This window comes from Microbacterium testaceum (assembly GCF_001476655.1).
Taxonomy (GTDB): Bacteria; Actinomycetota; Actinomycetes; order Actinomycetales; family Microbacteriaceae; genus Microbacterium; species Microbacterium testaceum_C.
Map to the genome: position 1 here is coordinate 87,314 of NZ_LDRT01000027.1, position 21,385 is coordinate 108,698.

Sequence of the window (21,385 nt, forward strand, 5' to 3'; positions counted from 1 at the left end):
TCTTTCGTATCCGTGACGGATCAGAGCGTGTTGGGCGCCTCGCCCGAGCCCTGCGTCTTGGTCTGCGCGTCGTGCTCGTCGAATCGCGTGAAGGCCTCGGCCACCAGGCGCTCGGCCTCGGCGGCATCCGCCCACTCGTCGACCTTGACCCACTTGTTGGGCTCCAGGTCCTTGTAGTGCTCGAAGAAGTGCGAGATCTCCTTCTTGGTCCACTCGTCGATGTCGCCGACATCCTGGATGTGGTCCCAGCGCGGGTCCTTCGCGAGCACGGCGACGACCTTGTCGTCTCCACCGGCCTCGTCGCTCATCTTCAGGACGCCGACGGGGCGCACCTTGGCGAGGATGCCGGGGTGCAGGTCGCGGTCGAGCAGCACGAGCACATCGAGCGGGTCGCCGTCCTCGCCCAGGGTGTTCTCGAAGAAGCCATAGTTCGCGGGGTAGCCGAACACCGTGTAGAGGATGCGGTCGAGGTAGACACGGCCGGTGCCGTGGTCGACCTCGTACTTCACGCGGCTGCCGCGGGGGATCTCGATGACGGCGTCGTATGCGCCCATACTCGTGCTCCTTAGATCTGTGGATTTCCGCGCCCAGCCTAGTCGGGAGCCGCCCCGAGCCCGCGCCGCTGCGCCGCTAGCGTGGAGGGATGGATCACCGTCCCGGACTCGACCCTTCCGTCGCCGAAGTCCGTCGCGCCGTGCGCGCGGCGCTCGATCGGATCGACGGCTCCGTCGTCGTGGCGCTGTCGGGCGGGCCGGACTCGCTCGCCCTCGCGGCCGCGACCGCTTTCGAGGCTCCGCGCGCCGGCATCCGCGCCGCAGCGGTCGTCATCGACCACGGGCTGCAGGACGGATCGGATGCCGTGGCCGCCGCGGCCGCGGAGAAGGCGCGGGCCCTCGGTCTCGACGCTCGTATCGTGACGGTCCGGGTCGCCCCGGGCGACGGCCCCGAAGCCGCGGCGCGGGACGCGCGCTACGCCGGGCTCGGGCGGGCTGCGGCGGAGATCGGCGCCGACACGGTCCTGCTCGGCCACACCCTCGACGATCAGGCGGAGACGGTGCTTCTCGGTCTCGCGCGCGGAGCGGGTGCGACGAGCCTGGCGGGAATGGCGCCCGAGCGGCGGGATGCCACCGGGCCGACGTGGGCGCGACCGCTGCTCGCCGTGCGCCGTCGGGTCACTGTCGCCGCCTGCACGGCCGAGGGGCTCGACCCGTGGACCGACCCGCACAACGCCGACCCGGCGTTCGCGCGCGTGCGCGTGCGCGAGCGCGTGCTGCCGGTCCTGGAGGCGGAGCTCGGCCCGGGGGTCGCGGAGGCTCTCGCCCGCACCGCCGAGCACATGCGGGAGGATGCCGCGGCGTTCCAGGACATGATCGACGAGACGATCGAGGACATCGTCGAGCACGCCGAGGCCGGCATCTCGCTCTCCGCCGCGGCGCTCGCGGCGAATCCGGCGGCGCTGCGCAACCGCATCGTGCGGTACGTCGTCGAGAGCGAGTTCGGGGTCTCGCTCACACGCACGCAGACCCTCGAGGTCGCGCGGCTGGCGACCGACTGGCGGGGTCAGGGGCCGATCGACCTGCCCGGATGCCTCGCGCGCCGCGTCGGCGGGCGGATCGAGGTCGTCGCGCGGGCGGCATCCTGAATCCACCGACGTAGACTTTCCGAATGCGCGCGGCCGATATTTCCGACGACATCAGCGAAGTCCTCCTCACCGAGGAACAGATTCACGAGAAGCTCGCCGAATTGGCGCAGCAGGTCGTCGCCGACTATTCCGGCAAAGACGTCGTGCTCGTGGGTGTCTTGAAGGGCGCGGTCATGGTGATGGCCGATTTCGCTCGGCACCTGCCCCGCCACATCACGATGGACTGGATGGCCGTGTCGTCGTACGGCGCGAGCACGCGATCGAGCGGCGTGGTGCAGATCCGCAAAGACCTCGACACCGACATCACCGGCAAGCACGTGCTGATCGTCGAGGACATCATCGACTCCGGTCTCACCCTCAGCTGGCTGCTCGAGAACTTCGCCTCGCGCGGAGCCGAGTCGGTCGAGGTGCTCGCTCTCCTGCGCAAGCCGGATGCCATGAAGGTCGAGGTCGACTGCCGGTACGTGGGCTTCGACATCCCCAACGACTTCGTCATCGGGTACGGGCTCGACTACGCCGAGAAGTACCGCAACCTCCGCGACGTCGCGGTGCTCGCCCCGCACGTGTACTCCTGAGCACCGGATACGCCCACGACGAACGCACAGGCCCGGCATAGTCCGCGCGCGTTACCCTGATCCCACCGCTTTTTCCGCGGCGGATCACGAAAGGGCTGGGCTCGCCCACCATGGATTTCAAGAAGATCACCCGCAACCCGATCATCTACGTTCTGCTGGTCGGTCTGCTTCTGGTCATCGGCTTCTCGCTCATCTCGAACCTGAGCGGTGCTCGTCAGATCTCCACCAAGGAGGGTCTCGACCTGCTCAAGGGCGGGACGGTCACCCAGGTGGTCACCAACGATCCCGACCAGCGCGTCGACCTCACGCTGTCGCAGCCCTTCGAGGGCGCGAACGACGTGCAGTTCTACTTCAGCCAGGCTCGGGCGAACGAGGTGGCCAGTGCGATCGACAGTGCCGCCCCCGCCGACGGCTTCAACGACGTCGTTCCCAAGCCCAGCTGGTTCGACGGCTTCATCGGGCTGATGCTCCCGCTCGTCCTGCTCGGTCTGGTCTTCTGGTGGCTGCTCTCGAGCGCCCAGGGCGGCGGCAGCAAGGTCATGCAGTTCGGCAAGTCGCGCGCGAAGCTCGTCACCAAAGAGACGCCCACCGTCACCTTCCAGGACGTCGCGGGCTCCGACGAGGCGATCGAAGAGCTCGACGAGATCAAGGAGTTCCTCAAGGACCCCAAGAAGTTCGAAGAGGTCGGCGCCCGCATCCCCAAGGGCGTGCTGCTGTACGGCCCTCCCGGAACCGGCAAGACGCTTCTCGCCCGCGCCGTCGCCGGCGAGGCCGGAGTGCCCTTCTACTCGATCTCGGGTTCGGACTTCGTCGAGATGTTCGTCGGAGTCGGTGCCAGCCGCGTGCGCGACCTGTTCAACCAGGCCAAGGAGAGCTCGCCGGCCATCATCTTCATCGATGAGATCGACGCCGTCGGTCGCCACCGCGGGGCCGGCATGGGCGGCGGTCACGACGAGCGCGAGCAGACGCTCAACCAGATGCTCGTCGAGATGGACGGCTTCGACCCCAAGGTCAACGTCATCGTGATCGCGGCGACCAACCGCCCCGACATCCTCGACCCTGCCCTGCTGCGTCCCGGCCGTTTCGACCGGCAGATCGGCGTCGACGCGCCCGACCTCAAGGGTCGCCAGCGCATTCTCGAGGTGCACGGCCGCGGCAAGCCCCTGTCGGACTCGGTCGACCTCGAGGTCGTCGCGCGCAAGACGCCCGGCTTCACCGGTGCCGATCTCGCGAACGTCCTGAACGAGGCCGCTCTGCTGACCGCGCGCTCCAACGCGCAGCTCATCGACAACCGTGCGCTGGACGAGGCCATCGACCGCGTCATCGCCGGTCCTCAGCGCCGCACGCGCGTCATGAAGGACAAAGAGAAGCTCATCACGGCCTACCACGAGGGCGGTCACGCCCTGGCCGCGGCGGCGATGAACCACACCGACCCCGTCACGAAGGTCACGATCCTTCCCCGCGGCAAGGCGCTCGGCTACACGATGGTGCTGCCGCTCGACGACAAGTACTCCGTCACCCGCAATGAATTGCAGGACCAGCTGACGTACGCGATGGGCGGTCGTGTCGCCGAGGAGATCGTGTTCCACGACCCCACCACCGGTGCCTCGAACGACATCGAGAAGGCGACGAGCATCGCCCGCAAGATGGTCACCGAGTACGGCATGACCAACGACGTGGGTCCCGTGAAGCTCGGCTCCTCCTCCGGTGAGGTCTTCATGGGACGCGACATGGGCCACGGTCGCGACTTCTCGGAGCGCATCGCCGAGCGCGTCGACGCGCAGGTGCGCGCTCTCATCGAGCAGGCGCACAACGAGGCCTACGAGGTCATCAACGCCAACCGTGACGTACTCGACCGGCTCGCTCTCGAACTGCTCGAGAAGGAGACGCTCGACCACCTCGAGCTCGCCGAGATCTTCAAGGACGTCAAGCGCCTGCCGCCGCGCCCCCAGTGGCTGTCGTCCGGCGACCGCCCGGTCTCGACCCTGCCTCCCGTCGACGTTCCCCGCCGCCCCGTCCCGACCGGGGTCGCGGCGTCGGTGGAGTCCGAGGCTCAGACCGCGACGCAGGCGCAGCGCCGCCCGAGCGGACAGACGCGACCGGCCACGGCCTAAGGCGCCGTGGCCGTCGACCGGGAGCGCGTCGCCGCGCTCGTACGCGAGATGCTCGAGGCGATCGGGGAGGACCCCGATCGCCCCGGGCTCCGCCAGACGCCGACCCGCGTGGCCGAGTCGTGGAGCGAGTTCTTCGGGGGAGTGGGGCAAGATGCCGCCGCCCCTCTGCAACACACCATCTCCGTGACGCGCGGCCCGGCGCCGGACACCCTCCCCTCTGGCGCGGTGATGCTTCGCGACATCGCGTTCCGGTCGATGTGCGAGCACCACCTGCTGCCCTTCCGCGGTCGGGCGCACGTCGCGTACCTGCCCGGGGAAGAAGTCGTCGGTCTCGGCGCGCTTCCGCGGGTGATCGACATCCTGGCGGCTCGTCCCCAGGTGCAGGAGCGCCTCGGCGAGCAGGTCGCCGACACCGTGGCATCCGCCCTCGATGCGCGCGGAGTGCTCGTGGTGCTCGATGCGGTGCACGAGTGCGTGACCATGCGCGGCGGCCGCCAGCTCGACGCCTCGACCGTCACGATCGCCGCACGCGGTGTCTACACCGACGCGGCCGCCCGCTCCGAGCTCGTCGCCCTGATCGGGGCGCGCGCGTGACCCTCATCATGGCGATCGTCAACGTGACGCCGGACTCCTTCAGCGACGGCGGGCGCTACCTCGACCCCGACGTGGCGATCGCGCACGCGCGCTCGCTGCGCGCGCAAGGGGCGGATCTCCTCGACGTCGGCGGCGAGTCCACGCGCCCGGGGGCGGAACGGGTCGCGCCTCGGGTGGAGCAGGAGCGCGTTCTGCCGGTCGTCGAGGCACTGGCATCCGAGGGTGCCGTCGTCAGCATCGACACGATGAACGCCTCGACGGCGCGCGCCGCGATCGCCGCGGGCGCCCGAATCGTCAACGACGTGTCGGGTGGCCTCGCCGACGTCGAGATGCTTGCCGCTGTCGCGGAGACCGACGCCGAGATCGCCCTGGGCCACTGGCGGGGCCCGTCCACCGACATGTACGCCCGCGCCGACTACGCCGACGTGGGCCGCGAGGTCGCCGAAGAGCTCGCCGAACGGGTGGCGCACGCCCGCGCCGCGGGTATCGGCCCGGAGCGCCTCATCGTCGACCCGGGGGTGGGCTTCGGCAAGCGCGGCATCCAGAACTGGCGGGTTCTGAACGCGATCCCCACCCTTGCAGAACTCGGTCCGCGCGTGCTCATCGGCACGAGCCGCAAGCGCTTCCTCGCGGAGGTGCTCGGTGACGACGCCGATCTCGCCCGCCGCGACCTCGCCACCGCCGTCACGAGCGCGCTCGCGGCGCGGTCCGGGGCGTGGGCCGTCCGTGTGCACGATGTTCCGACCACTCGCGACGCGCTCGCCGTCGCCCGCGCCTGGGAGGCCTGATGGATGCCGTCGACGAGATCACCCTCACGGGGGTGCGCGCCTTCGGCCATCACGGGGTGTACGCCGACGAGAAGCGCGACGGGCAGGAGTTCGTCGTCGACGTGACGCTCCGCCTGCCGTTGCACCTCGCCGCGGTGACCGACGACGTCAGCGACACCGTGCACTACGGCGAGCTCGCGGAACGGATCGTCGAGATCGTCGAGGGCGAGCCGGCCGACCTCCTCGAGACCGTGGCGCAGCGCATCGCCGACGACGTTCTCGCCGACCCGCGCGTCGAGGCGGTGACGGTCACCGTCCACAAGCCGTCCGCCCCGATCACCGTCCCGTTCGGGGATGTCGCCGTGACGATCCGTCGAGGTCGTGCATGAGCGTTCGTCTGGCTCACGGGATCGGTGATCCGCCTCGGGATGCCGAAGTGCCGGCTGTCGTGGCGCTCGGGGCGAACCTCGGCGACCGCGCCGAGACCCTGGCCGCCGCCGTCGATGCGCTGCGCGCTCTTCCGCTCACGACAGAGGTGCGCGTGTCGAAGCCCCTCGAGACCGTGGCGGTCACCGTGCACGGGGAGGACACCGACGCTCCGCGGTACCTCAACGCCGTCGCCCTCGTGTCGACTCGACTCGCCCCGCGTGCCCTCTTGCGCGAGCTTCACCGCATCGAGGCCGACCACGGTCGTGTCCGCCGCGAGCGCTGGGGAGACCGCACGCTCGATCTCGACCTGATCGCCTATGCCGACGAACGCGTCGACGACGAGGATCTGACGGTGCCGCACCCGCGGGCCCACGAGCGGGAGTTCGTCCTCGCGCCGTGGCTCGACGTGGACCCGGATGCCGCGATCCCGGGCCGCGGACGGGTCGAGGATCTGCTGCGGGAGCTGCGGGGAGGCACACGATGAAACGCACGGGCGCGGGAATCCTCGTCATCGCGGCGGTGGTCGGCGCGGTGTGCGGTTTCATCCTCGACACCGTCCTTGCGGCGATGGGACGCCCGACTTTCTCTCCCGCCGCGAGCCTGCCCACGATCCTCGTGCTCCTGGCCGCGGTGATCGTCGTCCTCGCGGTCCCGGTCGCGCGGGCGACACGCGGACGTTCGACCCGGCGCATCGATCCGTTCCGCGCACTGCGCATCGCGATGCTGGCGAAGGCGTCCTCTCTCGTGGGCGCTGCGGCGACGGGCTTCGGTGCGGGGCTGCTGTCCTTCCTCTTCACCCGCCCGGTGACTCCGTCGGTAGGCTCGATGGCATCGATCATCGCGACGGTCGTGTGCGGAGTCGTCCTCGTCGTCGCGGGTCTCGTGGCCGAGCAGCTCTGCACCATCCGGAAGGACGACGATGACGAACACCCCGGACTTCCCGGAGCGGACGCCGCCCCCCGCTGAGGGGGAGTCGGGTCCGCACCGCGACGACGCGGTCGCCGAGTCGGCCCGCCGGCCGGGGGCCGCGACACCCGAGACGGCGGAGTCGCGTGATGCGCCGATTCTGGATGAGGGCACGTACCTCCGCATCCTGGAGCCGCGCGGTGCGGGGCGCCTGCCGCTCGGCGACGGCACGTGGCATCAGCTGGCCCGCGCCTACGTGCGGGTGCAGGTGATCTCGCAGGGGGCGTTCCTTCTCCTCGTCCTCGCGGTCGCCGTCGGCCTCCAGCTCTTCCTCGACCTGCAGTGGCAGTGGATTCCCGCGGGCGTCCTCGCGGTCATCACGCTCGTGGGGCTCATCATCACCCCGCGCCAGGCGCGGTCCTTCGGGTACCAGCTGCGTCGTGACGACCTCGTCTTCCGCCGCGGGATCCTCTGGCAGCGCGTGGTGGCCGTGCCGTACGGCCGCATGCAGCTCGTGGACATCACTCACGGTCCCCTCGATCGCGGCTTCGGTATCGCGCAGCTCAAGCTCGTGACGGCCGCGGCATCCACCGGTGTCACCATCCCCGGCCTCACCCAGGCCGCGGCCGAGCAGTTGCGTGACACTCTCATCGCCGTCGCCGAGACCCGTCGGACCGGGCTGTGACCGACGCCACCCCGTCGCGCCCCGGGGCGACCGGGCGCATCGCGACCCGTTCGCCCATGAGCGACGGAGAGTGGCACCGGCTCCATCCCCTCACGCCGCTCCTGCGCGGGGGACTCTTCCTGCTCGTGATGATCGGCGTCCTGGTCGCGAATCTGCGGGAGCGCCTGTTCGAGCTCTTCTTCCCGGTGTTCACCGACCTTCCCCCGGGGGCGATGCCACCGGATCCCGTCGACTTCCTCTTCTCGCACAACCTGCTCCTCATCGCTGCGGGCGCGGTCGTGGTGGTGCTGGTGATCCTCCTCGGGGCCTTCCGCTTGTCGTGGCGGTTTCACACCCTGCGCATCGGCGACGACGTCGAGGTGCGATCGGGCGTTCTGTTCCGCACCCACCGTCGCGCGCCGCTCGACCGCGTGCAGGGTGTGAACCTGACACGCCCGATGGTCGCGCGGCTCCTCGGTTTGGCGAAGCTCGAGGTGGTGGGTGCGGGCCTGGATGCCAACGTCAAGCTCGAGTACCTCTCCGCCAGGGACGCGGACGCCCTCCGCGGCGACATCCTGCGTCTGGCGTCCGGTCGTCGTCTCGCGGAGGCGGGGCCCGGCGCGACGGTCGCCGGGGGCTCGTTGGTGCGGGCGACCGCCGAGGCCGTGGGGTCCGGCATCCAGGGCCTCGTCGAGGGCGAGGATTTCTCCGACGCCGAGCCCGAGAGCATCGTGCGGATTCCCCTGGGACGGCTGGTGGCCTCACGGGTGCTGAGCGGCTCGATGCTGTGGCTTCTCGGGCTGGTCGCGGCGATCATCGTCGCCGCCTCGATCTCGACGGTATGGCTGCTGGTCACGGTGGTGCCCACGTTCCTCGCCTACGGGGCGTACTACGTCCGCTCCATCGCGCGGGGGCTGCGATACTCGATCGCGCCGACGCCAGACGGGGTCCGGCTGACGTTCGGGCTGTTCACGACGATCAGCGAGGTCGTTCCGCCCGGTCGAGTGCATGCCATCGAGGTCCGCCAACCGTTGCTGTGGCGTCCGTTCGGATGGTGGTCGATCTCGGTCAACCGTCTCTCGGGCCGGTCGTCGACCGATTCCTCGACCGACCAGCTCGCCGCCGTTCTTCCGGTGGGGACGCGCGACGATGTCGAACGCGTCCTTCGGATCCTCGCGCCGGGCCTTCCCGCGGACGGCTGGGCCGATGTCGTCCGAGACGGCGTTCTGGGGCCGGCCGCCGATGATCCGTACGTCACGACGCCGCGTCGCGCGCGGATCCTGCGCCCGCTGTCGTGGCGTCGGAACGGGGTGCTGCTGACGGTCGATGCGCTGTTCCTCCGTCGAGGATGGATCTGGAGATCGCTGTCGATCTTCCCTCTTGCGCGCCTGCAGTCGATCGGGCTGCACCAGGGGCCGCTGGCCCGGGCGATGCGCACCGCGCGGCTGGGGGCGCACGTGATCTCGGGAACGGTTCAGACCTCGGTGGCGGTGCTCGACCGCGACGCGGCCATGATGTTGATGGAAGACACCGCGCGCGCGACCGTGACGGCCTCGGCGCAGGACAGGACCCACAGGTGGGCGGGATGAGCGGAATGCGCGACGGACGACTCGGCGTCGGGATCATCGGAGCGGGTCGTGTCGGCCCGGTCATCGGTGCCGCGCTGGCCGGGGCGGGTCATGCGCTGACAGGGATCACCTCGGGATCGGACGACGATCGCGTCGAGGCCATCCTTCCCGGGCTGCCGGTGCTGTCGCCCGAGGAGGTCGCGCGGCGAAGCGAGTTGGTCGTCGTCGCGGTGCCGCACGACCAGCTCCCGGGGCTGGTCTCGGGACTGGCCGACCTCGGCGCGTGGCAGCCGGGGCAACTCGTCGTGCACACGGACCCCGCGTACGGCGTCGGCGTCCTCGCCCCCGCGATGAAGAGCGGGGCGATCCCGCTGGCGATCCACCCCGCGATCGCCTTCACCGGGGCGTCGTCACTGGACCTGCACCAGCTCGCCCAGGCGTACGCGGCGGTGACGGCTCCGGCTCCCGTGCTCCCGATCGCGCAGGCGCTGGCCGTCGAGCTCGGGTGCGAGCCGGTGGTGGTCGCCGAAGGCGACCGCGCCACGTACGCCGAGGCGATCGCGACAGCGACCGAGTTCTCGCGCTCGATCGTGCAGCAATCGGCAGCGCTGCTCTCGCGGGTGGGAGTGTCGAACACGGGCGGGTACCTCTCCGCTCTCGTCCGCTCGAGCGTCGACCAGGCCCTCGCCGACAGCACCGGGCCGGGGCCGGAGGGGTCGAAGCCGGACGCTACGATCAACGAATGATCCGCACCATCGACGATCTGCGTTCCCGCCTGGCGGATGTGCGCAGCGCCGACTCCCCCGAGGGGGCCGCCCGCGTCGCCCTCGTCTCCACTCTCGGCGCTCTGCACGCGGGACACGTCGACCTCATCCGCGAGGCACGTCGGCGCGCGGATGTCGTGGTGGTCTCGACGTTCGTGAACCCGCTGCGGTTCCGGACCGCCGAGGAGACCGCGGCCTACCCCCGTTCCCCGGAGGCGGATGCCGATCTCTTGGTCGACCTGGGGGTCGACATCGTCTTCGCCCCCACGGCGACGGAGTTCCTGCCCGCCGGGACCGCCACGATGCGGGTCGCCGCAGGAGACCTGGGCTTCCGGTACGAGGGACGATCGCGCCCGTTCTACTTCGACGGCGTGTTGACGGTCGAGGCGAAGCTCTTCCATCTCGTGCGCCCGGACATCGCGATCTACGGGGAGCGCGACCTCCAGAGGGTCTTCCTCGTCCGCCGGATGATCCGCGACCTTGACTTCGCGATCGACACGGCCGTGGTCCCCACGGTGCGCGCCGAGGACGGTCTGCCGGTGTCGAGTCGCGTCGCTCTCCTCGACGACGCCGATCGCCGAGCGGCGGCGAAGCTTCCGCGTGCTCTCGAAGCCGCCGCCTCCAACGCCGACCTCGGCGTCGACGCCTGTATCGCGGCGGCGCAGTCGTCGCTGATGGGCGAGCAGCGCATCGCGCTGGAGTACCTCACCGTCGTCGATCCGGCGACCTTTCTGCCCGTCGAGGAAGGGCACCGCGGGCGGGCCCTGGCGCTCATCGCCGCGACCGTCGGGGGCCACCGCTTCATCGACAACGCGGAGATCTCGCTGCGCTGAGTCAGCGCGGTCGCGCGGCGAGTGCGACGGCCAGGGGCACCCGACGCCCGGCGAATAGACTGGGGGAGACCCCGAGGAGCCCTCACGATGACCGACGCGCCCGCGAACGACGCCCCCGAGCCCACCGAAGAAGACGTCTTCGAGCAGAAGGCCGTCCGCCTCGGTAAGCGCGAGCGCCTCCTGGCCGAGCGCACCGACGCCGCGGGCGGGCCATACCCGGTCGTGGTCCCCGTGACCGACACCATCCCGGCGCTCCGCGAGCGTTACGGCGACCTCGAAGCCGGGGCCGAGACCGGTGTCACCGCCGGAGTGGCCGGCCGAGTGGTGTTCAGCCGCAACACCGGCAAGCTCTGCTTCGCGTCTCTGCAGGCGGGCGACGGCAGTCGCATCCAGGCGATGGTGTCCCTCGCCGCGGTGGGCGAGAAGTCCCTCCAGGCGTGGAAGGAGCTCGTCGACCTCGGTGACCACGTCTTCGTCTCGGGAGAGGTCATCTCCAGCCGCCGAGGCGAGCTGTCGATCATGGTCGCCGAGTGGCGCATCGCCGCCAAGGCGGTCCTTCCGCTGCCGAACCTGCACAGCGAGCTGAGCGAGGAGAGTCGCGTGCGCAGCCGCTTCCTCGACCTCATCGTGCGAGACCGCGCACGCGAGACAGTGCTCGCCCGTGCCAAGGTCAACGCGAGCCTGCGCCGCACCTTCACCGAGCGCGACTTCGTCGAGGTCGAGACCCCCATGCTGCAGGTGCAGCACGGTGGCGCGAGCGCTCGTCCTTTCGTGACGCACTCGAACGCCTTCGATGCCGAGCTCTACCTGCGCATCGCGCCCGAGCTCTTCCTCAAGCGCGCCGTGGTCGGCGGCATCGATCGGGTGTACGAGATCAACCGCAACTTCCGTAACGAGGGTGCCGACTCCACGCACAGCCCGGAGTTCGCGATGCTCGAGGCGTACCAGTCGTACACCGACTACAACGGCATCGCTGATCTGACCCAGACCCTCATTCAGAACGCCGCCGTCGCGGTGGCCGGTTCTACCACCGTCACATGGGCGGACGGGACCGAGTACGACCTCGGTGGCGAATGGGATCGGATCTCGATGTACGACTCCCTCTCGGAGGCGTCCGGGCGCACGATCACCCCGCAGACCCCTGTCGACGAGCTCCGCGCGTTCGGCGCCGAAGCCGGTGTCGAAGCCCCCGCGCACGAGACGCACGGCAAGTGGGTCGAGGAGCTGTGGGAGCACTTCGTCAAGAGCGGCCTCACCCGGCCGACGTTCGTGATGGACTTTCCGGTCGACACCAGCCCGCTTGTGCGCGAGCACCGTTCGATCCCCGGCGTGGTCGAGAAGTGGGACCTGTACGTCCGCGGCTTCGAGCTGGCGACAGGGTACTCCGAGCTGGTCGACCCCGTCATCCAGCGTGAACGCTTCGTCGAGCAGGCCACTCTGGCCGCGCGCGGCGACGTCGAGGCGATGTCGATCGACGAGGAGTTCCTCCGTGCCCTTGAGCACGGCATGCCGCCGACCGGAGGCATGGGGATGGGAATCGACCGGCTGCTCATGGCCATCACGGGTCTCGGCATCCGCGAGACCATCCTCTTCCCGCTGGTCAAGTGAGGCGCCCCCGCGCTCGGCGCGGGGTCCGTTCGAACAACCATTCCGGCAGTCGGCCGTTGTCGGTGAGGGTGAGCACAATCCCGCTGAGCCCGTGCGCGGGGTCGATCTCGAGGGCGGATTCCGCATAGAACGCCGCGTGCGTGGAGCGCCCCGTCGCCCAGGCCAGCCACGCGCACGCGGCGAGAGCGCCCGGCCGCCGGGAGCGCGGCGCGGTAGCGGCCACTCGGCGACAGCGGTCGAGGGCGACGAGGAGCCGGTCGAGGTCGGGGATCGCACCCTCTCCCCACATCGGTCGGGCGATGTCCTGCGGATACCCCTCGCCGTCGGGGAATCGCGTCTGCGCGTGGAACGCCGCGTCCCCGGCGGCGATGTCGCCGACCCACTGCATGAGGGCGACGTCGCGTAGCAGGGGACGTTCGAGGGCGAAGGCGAGGCTCGCGAGTCGGTGCCGACCGGTCGTGTCGGTCAGCGGCTCCAGGACGCTTTCGAAGAGCGCGGGTGGATCGGAGAGCTCGTCGAGGATCGCCTCGGCGGAGCGCCGTCGTGACACGCTCAGGTTCTTCCGGCGGCGCGGAACGTCGAGAAGGAGATCGACGTCCTCGAGGGCACGCGCCATGCGCTCCGTCTCGGCGAGGTCGACGACGGGCAGCGCGGCCGCGGCCACCTGATCGTGTTCGGGGAAGGATTCGGGAACGTCCGGACCCGCGGCGGTGATCTCATCGAGGGTGTGCGCGCCGCCGACGGACGGATCCCGGTAGCTGCCCCACCCGTTCGCCCCCGCAACGAGCGCTTCGACCACGCGGAGTCCGCAGATGTGCGCGCGCTCCAGGACGGCGTCGACGAGAGCGCTGTGGGGGAGCATCCCCCGATCGGCGACGTCGTCATCGGTGTAGATCACGACCGTCACGGCATCCGTCAGCGGGACTTTGCAGGCCATGCCGATCAGGGTGGATGCGATGCGGGGGAGGTCGGGGTTGTCGTCGGCGGGAAGGTCGACCCGCAGGGCGGCGAGCGATCGCGACTCCGCGAAGGGGACGAGGACGAGGCTGCGTCGCGGTGTGCAGCCCAGCAGACGTGGCACGAGGGCGAGGAGGGACAGGGGCGAGGAGGCTCGGATGACCGTGGACATGACGACGAGCGTCGTGGATTCCTCTCTCGCGCGAAGGCCGCCGGGCGCGAAAGGGGGAGGGATTCGACACGATGCCCGGTGTGCAGGAGGAGTACCGGGCCGGAGGTCACGGGACCGCGGGTATCCTTGAGGGATGGAGAACTCCTGGCTGCCGGTGTTGTGGGCGATTCTGCCGACCATCGTCGTCTCGGTGACGTTCTTCCTGATCCTGCGCGGAGCCATCCGCATGGATCGCACGGAGCGGAAGGCCTACGCGCGCATCGAGGCCGAGGAGCGCGCGAAGCGCGGTCTCCCTCCCGTCGCCGGCGACAGTGCAGCCCGGTAACGACGCCGTCCGCCGACGTCGGTCCCGTCGCGTGTCGGGGGTACTCACTACGCTGAGGGGACGACCCGCCCAGGAGGACCCGTGATCGACGCCACGTTCGAAGCGAGCTGGCTCGTCATCGCCTTCTTCGTGATCGATCTGGTCGTGCGCATCGCCGCGATCATCGTCGTCCCCCGCAACCGCCGCCCCACCGCCGCGATGGCGTGGCTGCTGGCGATCTACTTCATCCCGTTCGTGGGCGTGTTCCTGTTCCTGCTGATCGGAAACCCCCGTCTGCCGCGCCGCCGTCGCCGCAAGCAGGCCGCGATCAACGAGTACATCCACGACACGAGCGCGTCGCTCGAGTTCGGCACCTTGCGACCGAACGCCCCGCACTGGTTCCGGGCGCTCGTGCAGCTGAACCGCAATCTCGGCGCCATGCCCATCGCCGGAGACAACGCCGCCACCCTGATCTCCGACTATCAGCAGAGCCTGGATGCCATGGCCGACGCCATCCGTCAGGCTCGTCGTTACGTGCACGTCGAGTTCTACATCCTTCAATCCGACGACTCGACCGACAACTTCTTCCGGGCCCTCGAGGAAGCCTCCGAGCGCGGGGTGGTCGTGCGGGTGCTGCTGGATCACTGGGCCAACCGCGGGAAGCCCTTCTACAAGAAGACCCTCCGTCGGCTCGACGCGATGGGCGCGCACTGGCACCTGATGCTCCCGGTCCAGCCGCTCCGGGGTCGCTGGCAGCGCCCCGACCTGCGCAACCACCGCAAGCTCCTCGTGATCGACGGCGACGTGGCTTACATGGGTTCGCAGAACGTGACCGACTCGTCCTACAACCTCCGCAAGAACATCCGGCGGGGCCTGCACTGGGTCGACCTCATGGTGCGCGTCGAGGGACCGGTGGTCGCCAGCATCAACGCCGTCTTCCTCTCCGACTGGTACAGCGAGACCGACGAGACGCTGCGCGACGAGATCGATCTCTTCAGTGTCACGACCGGACCGGGCGAGCTCGACTGTCAGATCGTCCCCTCCGGCCCCGGCTTCGATTTCCAGAACAACCTCAAGCTCTTCCTCGGCCTGCTCTTCGCGGCGCGGGAGCGCATCATCATCGTCAGTCCGTATTTCGTCCCCGACGAGGCGTTGCTGCTCGCGATCACCACCGCGTGCCAGCGCGGTGTGCACGTCGAGCTCTTCGTCTCCGAAGAGGGCGACCAGGCGATGGTCTACCACGCTCAGCGCAGCTACTACGAGACGCTCCTGCGGGCCGGCGTCGTGATCTGGATGTACCGCAAACCGTTCATCCTCCACAGCAAGAGCGTCACGATCGACGACGAGGTCGCGGTCATCGGGTCGAGCAACATGGACATGCGCTCGTTCGGTCTGAACCTCGAGGTGTCGATGCTCGTCCGCGGGCAGGAGTTCGTCCGCGACATGCGCGCGGTCGAAGACGTCTACCGCGGCCTCAGCCGTGAACTGACCACCGAAGAGTGGCAGCAGCAACCGCTGAGATCGACGATCCTCGATAATCTGGCCCGCCTCACCTCGGCGCTGCAGTAGGCCGGCCGCGGTCTTCGCCGCTGGCATCCAGGATTCTCGGCCACGATGGGGCGACGACAACTCGCCCCCGGAGGTCTCATGTCTCGTCGTCTCTCGTTTCTCGGGCTCCTCGGAGCCGGGCTGATCGTCCTGGGCGCCGCGACCGGGTGCGCCTCGGGTGCGGCGTCGGCGCCGTCGTCGGCTCCCGCCCAACCGGATGCCACGGCCTCGGCCGAGCCGTCCCCGGTCGAAGCCGGGTGGCTCAACGGCGGCGCCTCCATCGCTCTGGTCACCTGGGGGAGCTCCTCCTGCGTGGCGCGGATCACGGACGTCCCGACGGTCGCCGACGGGGTGCTCACTGTCGACCTGACCGAGCGCCCGGGGACGACGTGCACGGGCGACATGGTTCCCCGCCCGACGCTCGTCCCCCTGCCCGAGGGGCTCGATGCGTCGAAGGACCTCGAGATCTCGGTGACCGGAGTGGTGACCGGGCGGGCGACCCTGCCAGGGCTGACGGATGCCGTGGCACCCCCGGCCGCGACCGACTTCGAGCCCAGCGCGGGCTGGGTCGGTGACTCGCTCGTCGCCATCCTGACTTACGGGAGCTCGAGCTGTCCTCCCGCCGTCGAGACGGTCTCGGCGCAGCAGGACGCGATCGCCGTCGGCTTCGCCACCCCGCCCGCCGATCAGGTGTGCACCCTCGACATCGCGCCCCGGCTGAGCGTGGCCGACGTGTCAGGCCTCGGGGAGACGAGCGCCACGACCCTCGTCCTCTCCGGCGGCGACGTGAACGTCGACGGGCCGGTGTCGATCCTCGGCACGCGTTGAGCTCGCGACCCGCTGAGCCGGTGACCCGCTGAGCCGGTGACCCGCTGAGCCGGTGACCCGCTGAGCCGGTGACTCGCTGACACGCTGACACGCTGAGCCGGCGAGCCCGAGCGAGCGCGGGCGTCGCGCGGACTCAGCGGTCGATCACCAGGAGGTCGCCGACCTCGCACTCCAGGGCTCGGCAGATGGCCGACAGCGTGGAGTAGCGGATCGCGCGCGCGCGATCGTTCTTGAGCACGGAGAGGTTCACCACCGAGACGCCGACGATCTCGCTGAGGCGGGTGAGCGTCATCCCGCGGGCTTCGAGGAGCTCGTCGAGGCGGCAATGGATGCCGGTCGGGTCCTCGTCGGCTGCCGGGCTCATACGAGGCCTTCCGTGTCGCGCTGCAGGCGGGTGCCGTAGGTGAACACGACGGAGAGGGCGAGGACTCCGAGTCCGACCAGCATCCAGGCCGGGTCGAACGAGAAGCCGATCACGAAAACCCCACCCGCCGCCGGGTTGAGCTCGTCCGCGGCCATCATGCGTCCGAGGCCCCCGAGACCCGCCGAGAGGATCCCGCCGATGAGCAGGGCGGCGCCCGCGACCTGGGTGGCGGTGATGAGCGCCCGGTGGAACGGTCGTCGCCACATCAGCAGGAGGAAGAAGAGCACCACGGCGCTGACGGTCAGCAGGGTCGTCAGCGCGCCGAACGCCGCGCCGAGGGCGAGGAGCGCGCGAGTGCTCCCGCTCAGTCCCTCGGCGACGATCCGGGCCGAATCGAACGTCGCGGAGGCGAGGGTCGCGCCGTCCGCCCCCGGGGTCCGGGGCACCTCGGCCTCGGTCAGGAGGCTGATGGTCGCGCCGCCTCCGGCGATGTCGATCGCCGCACGGATCGCGGGGAGTGCGAGCGCGAAGCCCATCACGAGCCCGGCGGCGACGAACAGCAGGACGGTGCCGCGCTCCATGCGGGCCGACACCCAGGACGGATTCGTCATCACACGAGCCCTTCCGTGTCGCGCTGCAGGCGGTCGCCCACGGCGAAGACGGTGCCCGCGAGGCCCGCCACGAAGGCGATGCCGATGAGGGAAGGGACATCGATCAGCTGCACGGCCCCGCGATCGAACGTACGGTCCGACAGGTACGCGATCGCCCCGTTCGCGACCATGTTCTGGAAGAACGGCACGCCGGCGAACCCGACGAGCGTCACGACGCCGGCCGCCGAGACGAGACCGGTGTTGCGGCGGCTGAAGATGCGTCCGCGGAGGATGTCGGAGGTCAGCAGCAGGAGAAGCGTGACGACGGTGACGACGACGGCGGCGAACAGTCCCTCGGCGATGAACAATGCGCCCAGGGACGCGGGCGGAAGGCTGGGGGCCGTGATCACGCCGCCGGTGAGCTCGACGGGGACGGGGGCGCCGTCGGGCCCGAGGGGCGCCTGCGCCACGGTGTCGAGGAAGGGCGCGGCGACGCGCACATCCCGGTTCGGAACGGCGGCCGCGATGTTCGCGATGCTGCGCACGACGGCCCAGATCGCGATCGCGACACCCGCCACGACGAAGAACCAGAACGAGGCCGTGTCGCCGCGGGAGAGGACGCGGGAGGCCGGACGGGGGGAGGTCATGACAACTCCTTATCGATGATCGTTGTTATCGTTCGTCGATAAGTTAACGAATACCGATGGGTCGCGCAAGACCGCCGCCGCTTCCGGTATGCCCACGGCGAACACGGGGCTCTGGCATCCGGCTGCTGGTTACTCTCGATGTACGGCGCGCGGAGGCGTGCCTGTCAGCCCATTTCTGGAGGGACTGAGATGTTCGAGAGATTCACCGACCGTGCCCGTCGTGTGGTCGTCCTCGCCCAAGAAGAGGCGAAGATGCTCAACCACAACTACATCGGCACCGAGCACATCCTGCTCGGGCTGATCCACGAGGGCGAGGGTGTCGCCGCGAAGGCGCTCGAGTCGCTCGGCATCTCGCTCGACGCGGTCCGCGAGCAGGTGCAGGACATCATCGGCCAGGGTCAGCAGCAGCCGACCGGCCACATCCCCTTCACACCGCGCGCGAAGAAGGTGCTCGAGCTGTCGTTGCGCGAAGCGCTGCAGCTCGGCCACAACTACATCGGCACCGAGCACATCCTGCTCGGCCTCATCCGCGAGGGCGAGGGTGTCGCAGCGCAGGTGCTCGTGAAGCTCGGCGCCGACCTGAACAAGGTGCGCCAGCAGGTCATCCAGCTGCTCTCGGGCTACCAGGGCAAGGAGCCCGCGGGTGTGGCATCCGGAGCCGGCGAGCAGAGCCAGGGGGCCGCCCAGGGCGGTTCGGCCGTGCTCGACCAGTTCGGACGCAACCTCACCCAGGCCGCGCGCGACAACAAGCTCGACCCCGTGATCGGGCGCGAGAAAGAGATCGAGCGGGTCATGCAGATCCTCTCGCGTCGCTCCAAGAACAACCCCGTCCTCATCGGCGAGCCCGGTGTTGGAAAGACCGCCGTCGTCGAGGGCCTGGCTCAGGCGATCGTGAAGGGCGACGTCCCCGAGACGCTGAAGGACAAGCAGGTCTACTCGCTCGACCTCGGCTCCCTCATCGCCGGTTCCCGCTACCGCGGTGACTTCGAGGAGCGCCTGAAGAAGGTCACGAAGGAGATCCGCACGCGCGGCGACATCATCGTCTTCATCGACGAGATCCACACCCTCGTGGGTGCGGGTGCCGCCGAGGGCGCGATCGACGCGGCATCCATCCTCAAGCCCCTCCTCGCCCGCGGTGAGCTCCAGACCATCGGTGCCACTACGCTCGACGAGTACCGCAAGCACTTCGAGAAGGATGCCGCTCTCGAGCGCCGCTTCCAGCCGATCCAGGTGGCCGAGCCGAGCCTGCCCCACGCGATCAACATCCTGAAGGGCCTGCGCGACCGCTACGAGGCGCACCACAAGGTGCAGATCACCGACGGCGCGATCGTCGCGGCGGCCAACCTCGCCGACCGCTACATCAGCGACCGGTTCCTCCCCGACAAGGCGATCGACCTGATCGACGAGGCCGGCGCCCGCCTCCGCCTGTCGATCCTCTCGTCCCCGCCGGAGCTGCGCGAGTTCGACGAGAAGATCGCCAAGGTCCGCGAGCAGAAGGAGCAGGCCTCCGAGGAGCAGGACTTCGAGAAGGCCGCGTCGCTCCGCGACGAGGAGAAGTCGCTGCTCGCCGAGCGTCTGCGCCTCGAGAAGCAGTGGCGTTCGGGCGACGTCGCCTCGCACGCGGTGGTCGACGAGGGCCTGATCGCCGAGGTGCTCGCCCAGGCGACCGGCATCCCGGTGTTCAAGCTCACCGAGGAGGAGTCCAGCCGCCTCATGTTCATGGAGAAGGCCCTGCACCAGCGGGTCATCGGCCAGGAAGAGGCGATCGCTGCCCTCTCGCGCACGATCCGTCGTCAGCGTGCGGGCCTGAAGGACCCGAAGCGTCCGAGCGGTTCGTTCATCTTCGCCGGCCCCACGGGCGTCGGAAAGACCGAGCTCGCCAAGGCGCTCGCCGAGTTCCTCTTCGACGACGAGGGCGCGCTGATCTCGCTCGACATGTCCGAGTTCGGTGAGAAGCACACGGTCTCGCGGCTGTTCGGTGCCCCTCCCGGATTCGTCGGCTTCGAAGAGGGAGGCCAGCTCACCGAGAAGGTGCGTCGCAAGCCGTTCTCGGTCGTACTGTTCGACGAGATCGAGAAGGCCCACCCCGACATCTTCAACTCGCTGCTGCAGATCCTCGAAGAGGGTCGCCTGACCGACGGTCAGGGTCGCGTCATCGACTTCAAGAACACCGTGATCATCATGACGACGAACCTCGGTTCGTCGGCGATCGCCGGTGGTCCCGTGGGCTTCCAGGTCGAGGGCAGCGCCCAGACCTCGTACGAGCGCATGAAGGGCAAGGTCGACGAGGAGCTGAAGCGCCACTTCAAGCCCGAGTTCCTCAACCGCGTGGACGACGTGATCGTCTTCCCGCAGCTGAACAAGGACGAGCTCCGTCAGATCGTCGGTCTGTTCGTGAAGCGCCTCGCCGACCGTCTGCTCGACCGCGACATGACGGTGGAGCTGTCGGACGACGCGAAAGACAAGCTCATCGAGATCGGGTTCGACCCGACCCTCGGTGCGCGACCGCTCCGCCGCGCCATGCAGCGCGAGGTCGAGGACCGTCTCAGCGAGAAGATCCTGCACGGCGAGCTCGAGTCCGGCGACCACGTGAAGGTCGGCGTCGAGAACGGCCAGTTCACCTTCGACACCGCTCCGCGCGGCGAGAAGGTCGCCATCGGCGTCGGGACGGCCGGCGAGATCGCCGCGACCCCCGACACGCTCGCGGGCAGCTGACGCGTAACAGACAGGGACCTGGATGCCACGGCATCCAGGTCCCTCCTGCGTTGCGGCGTACGCTAGTCGAATGACCTCATCCGCGCCGTACGTCGTCCGCCCCGCCGGAACCGCCGACGTCCGCCGCATCCACGAACTCCTCGAACCGTTCGTGCAGAAGCGCATCCTGCTCGGCAAGGACCTGGTCGTGCTCTACGGCTCGGTGCAGCAGTTCGTCGTGGCCGAGGCCGACGGCGTCGTCATCGGCTGCGGGGCCCTGCACGTGATGTGGGAGGACCTCGGCGAGATCCGCACTCTGATCGTGCACGACGACTGGCTGCACCACGGCGTGGGCCGGGCGATCGTGGAGAACCTCGAGGAGCGCGCGCGGGAGCTGGGTGTCTCGCGACTGTTCTGCCTCACCTTCGAGGTCGACTTCTTCACCCGCCGCGGCTTCGCCGAGATCGGCGAGCAGGTGGTGGACCCCGACGTCTACTCGCAGCTCGTCCGTAGCCCCGACGAGGGTGTCGCGGAGTTCCTCGACCTCGCGCACGTGAAGCCCAACACCCTCGGCAACACGCGGATGCTCAAGCAGCTCTGAGCGTGCCGTGGGGTGAGGGCACAGCGAGGCCGCATACGCTGGAACGATGACCGATGCCCCCCGCAGGCGGAGGCAGTCCCCGGCGGTCTACCGTCGACGCCGTCTCGCCGCCGCGCTCCTCGCGCTGCTCGTGATCGGCCTCGTCGTGTGGCTCGTCGCGGCTCCGCCCTGGCGATCCGCGCCCGCCTCCGACAGCGCGCCCGCCCCTGTCGCCTC

23 protein-coding genes are annotated in these 21,385 nt (G+C 69.6%); 18 read left to right on the forward strand and 5 right to left on the reverse strand.

Annotated features, from left to right (window positions below; translation table 11 throughout):
* Positions 1 to 20: 20 nt before the first annotated feature.
* Positions 21 to 554: an inorganic diphosphatase gene (locus NS220_RS05265; protein ID WP_058623034.1), complete on the reverse strand. Its 534-nt coding sequence runs from the start codon at positions 552 to 554 to the stop codon at positions 21 to 23.
* 89 nt (positions 555 to 643) lie between these two features.
* Between NS220_RS05265 and tilS the strand changes: the two genes are divergently transcribed.
* The 13 genes from tilS to lysS all read left to right on the forward strand — a co-directional run bounded on the left by tilS (position 644) and on the right by lysS (position 12,464).
* Complete coding sequence (tilS, locus tag NS220_RS05270; protein ID WP_058623035.1) at positions 644 to 1,642, forward strand: tRNA lysidine(34) synthetase TilS; 999 nt, start codon at positions 644 to 646, stop codon at positions 1,640 to 1,642.
* A 23-nt stretch (positions 1,643 to 1,665) separates the two neighbouring features.
* Positions 1,666 to 2,217 carry a hypoxanthine phosphoribosyltransferase gene (gene hpt, locus NS220_RS05275; RefSeq protein WP_058623036.1) on the forward strand — a complete coding sequence of 184 codons (552 nt, stop codon included), beginning with the start codon at positions 1,666 to 1,668 and terminating at the stop codon, positions 2,215 to 2,217.
* 110 nt (positions 2,218 to 2,327) lie between these two features.
* On the forward strand, positions 2,328 to 4,331 hold the full coding sequence (gene ftsH / locus NS220_RS05280; RefSeq protein ID WP_058623037.1) for an ATP-dependent zinc metalloprotease FtsH: 2,004 nt from the start codon (positions 2,328 to 2,330) through the stop codon (positions 4,329 to 4,331).
* 6 nt (positions 4,332 to 4,337) lie between these two features.
* A complete protein-coding gene (gene folE / locus NS220_RS05285) occupies positions 4,338 to 4,925 on the forward strand; it encodes a GTP cyclohydrolase I (RefSeq protein ID WP_058623038.1) in 588 nt (195 codons plus the stop codon).
* The gene (folP, locus tag NS220_RS05290) at positions 4,922 to 5,713 is read left to right on the forward strand and encodes a dihydropteroate synthase (protein ID WP_058623039.1); all 792 of its coding nucleotides are present in this window, start codon (positions 4,922 to 4,924) and stop codon (positions 5,711 to 5,713) included. The genes folE and folP overlap by 4 nt, the downstream gene beginning before the upstream one ends.
* Entirely contained in the window at positions 5,713 to 6,081 is a 369-nt protein-coding gene (folB, locus tag NS220_RS05295; RefSeq protein WP_058623040.1) for a dihydroneopterin aldolase, read from the forward strand. The genes folP and folB overlap by 1 nt, the downstream gene beginning before the upstream one ends.
* The gene (gene folK / locus NS220_RS05300) at positions 6,078 to 6,605 is read left to right on the forward strand and encodes a 2-amino-4-hydroxy-6-hydroxymethyldihydropteridine diphosphokinase (RefSeq protein WP_058623041.1); all 528 of its coding nucleotides are present in this window, start codon (positions 6,078 to 6,080) and stop codon (positions 6,603 to 6,605) included. Before folB ends, folK begins: the two co-directional genes overlap by 4 nt.
* Complete coding sequence (locus NS220_RS05305) at positions 6,602 to 7,087, forward strand: DUF3180 domain-containing protein (protein WP_058623042.1); 486 nt, start codon at positions 6,602 to 6,604, stop codon at positions 7,085 to 7,087. The genes folK and NS220_RS05305 overlap by 4 nt, the downstream gene beginning before the upstream one ends.
* 97 nt (positions 7,088 to 7,184) lie before the next feature.
* Positions 7,185 to 7,712 carry a PH domain-containing protein gene (locus NS220_RS05310; protein ID WP_242864536.1) on the forward strand — a complete coding sequence of 176 codons (528 nt, stop codon included), beginning with the start codon at positions 7,185 to 7,187 and terminating at the stop codon, positions 7,710 to 7,712.
* Positions 7,709 to 9,280, forward strand: a complete 1,572-nt coding sequence (locus NS220_RS05315) for a PH domain-containing protein (protein ID WP_242864535.1) — start codon at positions 7,709 to 7,711, stop codon at positions 9,278 to 9,280. The genes NS220_RS05310 and NS220_RS05315 overlap by 4 nt, the downstream gene beginning before the upstream one ends.
* The gene (locus tag NS220_RS05320) at positions 9,277 to 10,005 is read left to right on the forward strand and encodes a DUF2520 domain-containing protein (protein ID WP_058623061.1); all 729 of its coding nucleotides are present in this window, start codon (positions 9,277 to 9,279) and stop codon (positions 10,003 to 10,005) included. Before NS220_RS05315 ends, NS220_RS05320 begins: the two co-directional genes overlap by 4 nt.
* Complete coding sequence (gene panC / locus NS220_RS05325; RefSeq protein WP_058623043.1) at positions 10,002 to 10,856, forward strand: pantoate--beta-alanine ligase; 855 nt, start codon at positions 10,002 to 10,004, stop codon at positions 10,854 to 10,856. Before NS220_RS05320 ends, panC begins: the two co-directional genes overlap by 4 nt.
* 87 nt (positions 10,857 to 10,943) lie before the next feature.
* Positions 10,944 to 12,464, forward strand: coding sequence for a lysine--tRNA ligase (gene lysS / locus NS220_RS05330; protein WP_058623044.1), 1,521 nt, complete (start codon positions 10,944 to 10,946; stop codon positions 12,462 to 12,464).
* On the opposite strand, the gene NS220_RS05335 is transcribed toward lysS, so the two are convergent.
* Positions 12,457 to 13,593 (reverse strand): DUF4192 family protein, encoded by a 1,137-nt coding sequence (locus NS220_RS05335; protein WP_058623045.1) that lies wholly within the window; start codon positions 13,591 to 13,593, stop codon positions 12,457 to 12,459. The two genes, lysS and NS220_RS05335, sit on opposite strands and share 8 nt — an antisense overlap.
* Before the next feature lie 133 nt (positions 13,594 to 13,726).
* On the opposite strand from NS220_RS05335, the gene NS220_RS05340 reads away from it, so the two are divergent.
* The 3 genes from NS220_RS05340 (at position 13,727) to NS220_RS05350 (ending at position 16,273) form a co-directional block, all read left to right on the forward strand.
* On the forward strand, positions 13,727 to 13,918 hold the full coding sequence (locus NS220_RS05340; protein ID WP_058623046.1) for a hypothetical protein: 192 nt from the start codon (positions 13,727 to 13,729) through the stop codon (positions 13,916 to 13,918).
* 81 nt (positions 13,919 to 13,999) lie between these two features.
* The gene (gene cls / locus NS220_RS05345; protein ID WP_193755277.1) at positions 14,000 to 15,466 is read left to right on the forward strand and encodes a cardiolipin synthase; all 1,467 of its coding nucleotides are present in this window, start codon (positions 14,000 to 14,002) and stop codon (positions 15,464 to 15,466) included.
* A gap of 78 nt (positions 15,467 to 15,544) precedes the next feature.
* Positions 15,545 to 16,273 carry a hypothetical protein gene (locus NS220_RS05350; RefSeq protein ID WP_058623047.1) on the forward strand — a complete coding sequence of 243 codons (729 nt, stop codon included), beginning with the start codon at positions 15,545 to 15,547 and terminating at the stop codon, positions 16,271 to 16,273.
* A 133-nt stretch (positions 16,274 to 16,406) separates the two neighbouring features.
* Here NS220_RS05350 and NS220_RS05355 read toward each other — a convergent pair whose 3' ends face one another.
* From NS220_RS05355 to NS220_RS05365, 3 genes are read right to left on the reverse strand one after another with little or no spacing between them, the layout of a single operon-like run.
* Positions 16,407 to 16,637 carry a helix-turn-helix domain-containing protein gene (locus NS220_RS05355; RefSeq protein ID WP_058623048.1) on the reverse strand — a complete coding sequence of 77 codons (231 nt, stop codon included), beginning with the start codon at positions 16,635 to 16,637 and terminating at the stop codon, positions 16,407 to 16,409.
* Positions 16,634 to 17,248 carry a hypothetical protein gene (locus NS220_RS05360; protein ID WP_058623049.1) on the reverse strand — a complete coding sequence of 205 codons (615 nt, stop codon included), beginning with the start codon at positions 17,246 to 17,248 and terminating at the stop codon, positions 16,634 to 16,636. Before NS220_RS05360 ends, NS220_RS05355 begins: the two co-directional genes overlap by 4 nt.
* Positions 17,248 to 17,874 carry a hypothetical protein gene (locus NS220_RS05365; protein WP_058623050.1) on the reverse strand — a complete coding sequence of 209 codons (627 nt, stop codon included), beginning with the start codon at positions 17,872 to 17,874 and terminating at the stop codon, positions 17,248 to 17,250. Before NS220_RS05365 ends, NS220_RS05360 begins: the two co-directional genes overlap by 1 nt.
* A 189-nt stretch (positions 17,875 to 18,063) precedes the next feature.
* On the opposite strand from NS220_RS05365, the gene NS220_RS05370 reads away from it, so the two are divergent.
* Both NS220_RS05370 and NS220_RS05375 read left to right on the forward strand, forming a co-directional pair.
* On the forward strand, positions 18,064 to 20,589 hold the full coding sequence (locus tag NS220_RS05370; protein ID WP_058623051.1) for an ATP-dependent Clp protease ATP-binding subunit: 2,526 nt from the start codon (positions 18,064 to 18,066) through the stop codon (positions 20,587 to 20,589).
* Positions 20,590 to 20,659: 70 nt separating this feature from the next.
* Positions 20,660 to 21,169 carry an amino-acid N-acetyltransferase gene (locus NS220_RS05375; protein ID WP_058623052.1) on the forward strand — a complete coding sequence of 170 codons (510 nt, stop codon included), beginning with the start codon at positions 20,660 to 20,662 and terminating at the stop codon, positions 21,167 to 21,169.
* The last annotated feature ends 216 nt before the right edge of the window (positions 21,170 to 21,385 follow it).

Coding starts and splice junctions, on each gene's coding strand:
- NS220_RS05265 (WP_058623034.1), bottom strand. CDS start 554: ATGGGCGCATACGACGCCGTCATCGAGATCCCCCGCGGCAGCCGCGTG.
- tilS (WP_058623035.1), top strand. CDS start 644: ATGGATCACCGTCCCGGACTCGACCCTTCCGTCGCCGAAGTCCGTCGC.
- hpt (WP_058623036.1), top strand. CDS start 1,666: ATGCGCGCGGCCGATATTTCCGACGACATCAGCGAAGTCCTCCTCACC.
- ftsH (WP_058623037.1), top strand. CDS start 2,328: ATGGATTTCAAGAAGATCACCCGCAACCCGATCATCTACGTTCTGCTG.
- folB (WP_058623040.1), top strand. CDS start 5,713: ATGGATGCCGTCGACGAGATCACCCTCACGGGGGTGCGCGCCTTCGGC.
- folK (WP_058623041.1), top strand. CDS start 6,078: ATGAGCGTTCGTCTGGCTCACGGGATCGGTGATCCGCCTCGGGATGCC.
- NS220_RS05305 (WP_058623042.1), top strand. CDS start 6,602: ATGAAACGCACGGGCGCGGGAATCCTCGTCATCGCGGCGGTGGTCGGC.
- NS220_RS05320 (WP_058623061.1), top strand. CDS start 9,277: ATGAGCGGAATGCGCGACGGACGACTCGGCGTCGGGATCATCGGAGCG.
- panC (WP_058623043.1), top strand. CDS start 10,002: ATGATCCGCACCATCGACGATCTGCGTTCCCGCCTGGCGGATGTGCGC.
- lysS (WP_058623044.1), top strand. CDS start 10,944: ATGACCGACGCGCCCGCGAACGACGCCCCCGAGCCCACCGAAGAAGAC.
- NS220_RS05335 (WP_058623045.1), bottom strand. CDS start 13,593: ATGTCCACGGTCATCCGAGCCTCCTCGCCCCTGTCCCTCCTCGCCCTC.
- NS220_RS05340 (WP_058623046.1), top strand. CDS start 13,727: ATGGAGAACTCCTGGCTGCCGGTGTTGTGGGCGATTCTGCCGACCATC.
- NS220_RS05350 (WP_058623047.1), top strand. CDS start 15,545: ATGTCTCGTCGTCTCTCGTTTCTCGGGCTCCTCGGAGCCGGGCTGATC.
- NS220_RS05355 (WP_058623048.1), bottom strand. CDS start 16,637: ATGAGCCCGGCAGCCGACGAGGACCCGACCGGCATCCATTGCCGCCTC.
- NS220_RS05360 (WP_058623049.1), bottom strand. CDS start 17,248: ATGACGAATCCGTCCTGGGTGTCGGCCCGCATGGAGCGCGGCACCGTC.
- NS220_RS05365 (WP_058623050.1), bottom strand. CDS start 17,874: ATGACCTCCCCCCGTCCGGCCTCCCGCGTCCTCTCCCGCGGCGACACG.
- NS220_RS05370 (WP_058623051.1), top strand. CDS start 18,064: ATGTTCGAGAGATTCACCGACCGTGCCCGTCGTGTGGTCGTCCTCGCC.
- NS220_RS05375 (WP_058623052.1), top strand. CDS start 20,660: ATGACCTCATCCGCGCCGTACGTCGTCCGCCCCGCCGGAACCGCCGAC.